Raw genomic sequence first — 502 nt, 5'->3', positions numbered from 1 at the left:
GAAAAAATAAAAATTATTTTAGTATCTTTTTAGCATCTCTTAAGAAGCCATTTCTATGAGTTTGGGCATTAAATCTTGCATGGCATGCACCGTGCTATCATTAATGCATTGGACATTCTGGGGTAAATGGGCGTTTTTAGCCTTAGGGTCAATGTAATAAATGAGAGCGTCTTTATGCGCATGCGTGTAGAGGCTAGCGGCCGGATAGACTTGCAAAGAAGTGCCAATGATGATTAAAAGATGCGCTTGTTTGACTAAAGAAATCGCTTCTTCAAGTAAAGGCACCGCTTCGCCAAACCACACAATATTAGGGCGTAATTGCGATTTGTCTTTGGCCAAGTCGCCTAAATTCAAGTCCTTTTCCCACCTATAAACCAAATTAGGATCTTTTTCGCTGCGAACGCTTAATAATTCCCCATGCAAGTGCAAAATGCGAGAAGAGCCCGCCCTTTCATGCAAATCATCTACATTTTGGGTGATGATATTGACTTGATAGTGTTTT

1 protein-coding gene is annotated in these 502 nt (G+C 40.2%); it reads right to left on the bottom strand.

What is annotated here, in order from left to right; translation table 11 throughout:
• Positions 1–39 precede the first annotated feature (39 nt).
• A partial coding sequence (locus IE271_RS44805) for a Sir2 family NAD-dependent protein deacetylase (RefSeq protein ID WP_190195555.1) occupies positions 40–502 on the bottom strand: 463 nt, incomplete at its 5' end.

The sequence above is a fragment of the Streptomyces minutiscleroticus genome, from assembly GCF_014650875.1.
Taxonomy (GTDB): Bacteria; Actinomycetota; Actinomycetes; order Streptomycetales; family Streptomycetaceae; genus Streptomyces; species Streptomyces minutiscleroticus.
This window is presented reverse-complemented; position numbering and strand designations above follow the sequence as displayed.